Here is a 4,559-nt window from a genome sequence, read left to right on the forward strand (position 1 = left end):
CACCTTCGAAATGCTCTGGATCGAAAACGGCTCATCGGCGTCGCCCGCCATCAGCACGCGACCGTCATTGGTCACCGCGGCAATACCGAACTTTTTCGGATTGATTTTGCCGAGTTGCGGAATGTAGGTCGCGACTTCGCCGCGATCCGTTCGCTCCGCCATTTCGGCGGCAATTTCGGTCAAAGCCTGTTCGAGTTCCGGCATGGCGCTACTTCAGCCAGCGTTCGAGGCGCATCATCGCCTCGACCATCTCATCGTGGCTGCCGGCGTAGGAAAAGCGCATGGTTCGATGGCCTTGAAGCGGATCGAAATCGCGGCCGGGCGTCGCCGCAACATGCGCCTCGGCCAGCATCTTGCGCGCAAAGGCCATGCTGTCGTTGGTGTGCCTGGTGACATCGCAGAAGGCGTAGAACGCCCCGTCCATCGGTGCCGCCAGCGCAAAGCCGAGTTCGGGCAGGCGTTTCATCAAAAGCTCGCGGTTCCAGGCGTAGCGCGCCTTCACCGCCTCCAATTCGCCGGTCGCCTTGAACGCCTCGATCGCGGCAATCTGGGACAGTTCCGGCGGTGAGATGTAGAGACTCTGGGCGATGCGCTCGACCGGCCGCACCAATGGTTGCGGCAGCACCATCCAGCCGATGCGCCAACCGGTCATGCAGTAATATTTCGAGAAGGAATTGATCACCGTCACGTCAGGGCCGTAGGCGAGCGCCGTCGTGTCCGGCGCAGCGTAAGCCAGCCGGTGGTAGATCTCGTCGGAGATCACGGCGATACCGAGCTCTTGCGCCGTCGTCACCAGCGCCGACAGCTCGTCGGCGGGGATAACCGCGCCGGTCGGATTGGCCGGACTGGCGAACAACACGCCCTTCAGCTTCTTTTCGCGATGCGCGGCCTTCAGATGTTCGGCGTGGAGATAGGCATCACCATTGAGCTCGATCTCGACGATCTCGATGCCGAGCGCGGCCATGATGTTGCGATAGGCCGGATAGCCGGGCGCGGCGATGGCGACACGATCGCCTGGATCGAACATCGCCAGAAAGGCCAGGTTGAAGGCGGCCGACGATCCGGTGGTGACGGCGATCCGGCCGGGTGAAACGGCAAGCCCGTAGTGGTCAGCATAGTGCTGCGCGATCGCCTCGCGCAGGCCCGCAAGACCCAATGCATCGGTGTAGCCGATGCGCCCCATCTTCAATGCGTTCGTCGCCGCTTGCCTGACCCCCGTCGGCGCCGGGTCGGACGGCTGGCCAACGGCCATGGAAACAACCGGCACGCCCTTTGCCTTCAGCCGATTCGCTTCCGCCAGAATGTCCATGGCGTGGAACGGCTCGACGTCGCCGCGACGCGAAAGCGATACAACCATTTGACCTCATTCCTTGCCGGCTGCCGGCGCCGAGCTTTGGCGTCGCGCGCCGCACAAATGCCCGATTGATGTGAGGATCACAAGTTCGGTAAAGTTTCAGTGCCGACTTTTCATCCTCCGCCTGCTCGTCTACCAGTGGACCTGCCATGTTGAATCGACCCAAATCGACGATAGCCAGGGCAGCGCGCGCCTTCGCGACGCTTTCGCTTGCCGCGACCGTCGCTGTGACCGGCACGGTCAGCGCCTTCGCGCAAAACGTGCCGGTGGTGCGCGATGCCGAGATCGAAGCGCTGGTGCGCGATTATGCGCGGCCGATCTTCCGGGCCGCGGGCCTGCCGGAAGACGGCGTCGACATCGTGCTGGTCAACGACCAGAGTTTCAACGCCTTCGTTGCCGGATCCCGCATGTTCATCAACACCGGCGCCCTAATGTCGGCGGAGACGCCCAACGAGATCATCGGCGTCATCGCCCATGAAGCCGGCCACATTGCCGGCGGGCACCAGCAAAAATTGCGCAACCAGCTCGAACGCGCCAAGACGATGGCCATCATCGCGACGCTGCTTGGCGCAGGTGCCATCGTTGCCGGCGCCACCACCAAGAGCCGTGGCCTCGCCGGCGCGGGCATGGGGGTTGCAGCCGGCGGCGGCGAGATGGCGCAGCGCAGCATCCTCGCCTATCAGCGCACCGAAGAGATGACCGCCGACCGCTCGGCGGTAACCTATCTCAACGCGACCGGCCAGTCCGGCCTGGGCATGCTGAAGACCTTCGGCCGCTTTCAGAGCGCGCTCTCGCTGTCAGGGGCGCAGGTCGACCCCTACCGGATCAGCCATCCGCTGCCGCGGGAGCGCATTGCCAATCTCGAAGTGCTGGTCAAGCAGAGCCCTTATGTCGAGAAGGTCGATCCGCCGGCACTGCAGCAGCGGCACGACATGATGCGCATCAAGATCGCCGCCTATATGGGGGGCAAGGCCGCCGCATCGCGGCTGATGCGCAAGAACCCGGACAGCCTCGCCTCGCAATATGGCGACGCGCAGACGAGCTATCTTTTCGGTGATCTGGCCGGGGCGCTCGCCAAGACCAACGCGCTGATCAAGGCACAGCCGAAAAACCCCTATTTCCAGGAATTGCGCGGCGACATCCTGATGAAGGCGAACAGACCGAAGGCTGCCGCCGAAGCCTATGCCAAGGCGGTCAGCCTCGATCCGGCACGATCCGGGTTGCTGTCGGTCTCCTACGGCCAGGCGCTGATGGCAATCGGCACGCCCGATTCCCTGGAGAAAGCAGTGGTGCAGATCAACAAGGGCCTCGGGCGCGACCGGGAAAACGCCGTCGGTTACCGCCATCTGGCGCAGGCCTATGGCGAACTCGGCAACATCCCGGCCGCGGATCTTGCAACCGCCGAAGGCCATTTCTATTCCGGCGCCTACAAGGATGCCAAGATCTTCGCAATGCGCGCGCAGATGAAAATGAAGCGCGGCGAGCCGGGCTGGATCCGCGCGCAGGACATCATAAACTACGCACCATCAGGCAAGAAAAAGTGAACCTTCCGGCCGTGCGCGGCGACATTTAGTGGACCAATCGGGTCGGGCCGGAACCAGGCAAGAGGATTAGGGATGATGAACAAGGCAATTCTGCTGGGCACCACGGGAGTGGCGGTCGCTCTCGCCATGCTGGGTTTCGGGTTCGTGACCGGTAGTCCGCAGACGGCAAAGGCGGATGCCGTGCAGATCGCCCAGGCGGCGCCCGCCGACACCAAGATCGACCGGGCCGAAGTCGAAGGCATCATCCGCGACTATCTCCTGAAGAACCCGGAAGTGCTGCTGGAGGCTCAGGAAGCGCTCGAGGCCAAGCAGAAGGAGGCGCAGCGCGTCGCCAGTCTCGCCATCATCAAAAATGCCAAGGACCAGATCTTCAACTCGGCCTTCGACGGCGTCGTCGGCAATCCGAACGGCAAGGTCACCATCGTCGAGTTCTACGATTACAATTGCGGCTACTGCAAACGCGCCATGGAGGACATGCAGACGCTGACGACAGCCGATTCGGACCTGCGCTTCGTGCTCAAGGAGTTCCCGATCCTCGGCCCGGATTCGCAGAAGGCGAGCGTCGTCTCGATGGCCTTCCACCTCATGATGCCGGAGAAATACGGCGAGTTCCACAACGCGCTGCTCGGCGGCCAAGGACGCGCCACCGAAGCGGCGGCCATCAAGGTAGCGCTTTCGCTCGGCGCCGACGAAGCGACGCTGCGCGAGAAGATGAAGGAACCGTCGATCGCCGAGGCCCTCTCCAAGACCTTTGACCTTGCCAACAAGCTGGCCATCACCGGAACGCCCTCCTATGTGGTCGGCAACGAGGTGGTGTTCGGGGCGCTCGGCCAGGAAGTGCTGGCGGAGAAGATCGAGGCGGCCAAGGCCGCACTCTGATCGCCCGCTGGCTTTCGGCGCAAGCCATTTTCCGCCTGTTGTGGACAGCGAAAGAACCCACTTGCGCTCTTTTCGCAGGCGTCTAAGCCCATTATAGAGGACCGGCGCGCCGACTGATGCCGGCGCTGATGTGGTGGATTTGAAGTTCCTGCTACTTTGGTGGCATCAGCGTTCAGGAACTTCAAATCCACCACATCAGAAATGTATAAATTGCCAGTGTGGCTTTGAATCCGAAATTCGTTCAAAGCGCTGCTCCAAGGTATTGCGAATTTCGGATTCAAAATCACACTGGGAAAGGTCGGCATTTTGAAAACGGTTTTCATCCTGAACGGTCCCAACCTCAACGCGCTCGGCAAGCGCGAGCCGGGCATCTATGGCGGCAAGACGCTTGCCGCGATCGCCGACGATTGCAAGCAGGCAGGTGCGGCACTTGGGCTCGAGATCGATTTCCGTCAATCGAACCATGAGGGCGACCTCGTCGACTGGATACAGGAAGCCGCCGACAAGGCTGTTGGCATCGTCATCAATCCGGGTGCCTACAGCCACACCTCGATTGCCATTCACGACGCCATCCGCTCCGTCGCGCCATTACCCGTCGCCGAAGTTCATCTTTCCAACATCCATGCGCGGGAACCATTCCGCCACGTCTCCATGGTCTCGCCGGTGGCCGTCGGCATGATCTGCGGGTTCGGGCCGCTCGGCTACACACTGGCGCTGCAGGCGCTGGCCGCACGCCTATGACCGGCCAACAAACAGAAGGCTCGAAAATGTCGATAAAGAAG

5 protein-coding genes are annotated in these 4,559 nt (G+C 62.2%); 3 read left to right on the forward strand and 2 right to left on the reverse strand.

Translation table 11 applies throughout. The features are described 5' to 3' along the window. Both EOA78_RS35085 and EOA78_RS35090 read right to left on the reverse strand, forming a co-directional pair. A partial coding sequence (locus EOA78_RS35085) for a glutaminase (RefSeq protein ID WP_206533564.1) occupies positions 1–204 on the reverse strand: 204 nt, incomplete at its 3' end. A gap of 4 nt (positions 205–208) precedes the next feature. Continuing rightward, positions 209–1,357: an aminotransferase class I/II-fold pyridoxal phosphate-dependent enzyme gene (locus EOA78_RS35090; RefSeq protein ID WP_127320268.1), complete on the reverse strand. Its 1,149-nt coding sequence runs from the start codon at positions 1,355–1,357 to the stop codon at positions 209–211. 146 nt (positions 1,358–1,503) lie between these two features. Between EOA78_RS35090 and EOA78_RS35095 the strand changes: the two genes are divergently transcribed. From EOA78_RS35095 to aroQ, 3 genes are all read left to right on the forward strand, one after another. Further along, complete coding sequence (locus EOA78_RS35095; RefSeq protein WP_127320270.1) at positions 1,504–2,898, forward strand: M48 family metalloprotease; 1,395 nt, start codon at positions 1,504–1,506, stop codon at positions 2,896–2,898. 75 nt (positions 2,899–2,973) lie between these two features. Further along, a complete protein-coding gene (locus EOA78_RS35100; RefSeq protein ID WP_127320272.1) occupies positions 2,974–3,777 on the forward strand; it encodes a DsbA family protein in 804 nt (267 codons plus the stop codon). Between the two features lie 306 nt (positions 3,778–4,083). Beyond that, positions 4,084–4,518, forward strand: coding sequence for a type II 3-dehydroquinate dehydratase (gene aroQ, locus EOA78_RS35105; RefSeq protein WP_127320274.1), 435 nt, complete (start codon positions 4,084–4,086; stop codon positions 4,516–4,518). The last annotated feature ends 41 nt before the right edge of the window (positions 4,519–4,559 follow it).

It is taken from the genome of Mesorhizobium sp. M5C.F.Cr.IN.023.01.1.1, from assembly GCF_003997585.1.
Taxonomy (GTDB): domain Bacteria; phylum Pseudomonadota; class Alphaproteobacteria; order Rhizobiales; family Rhizobiaceae; genus Mesorhizobium; species Mesorhizobium wenxiniae.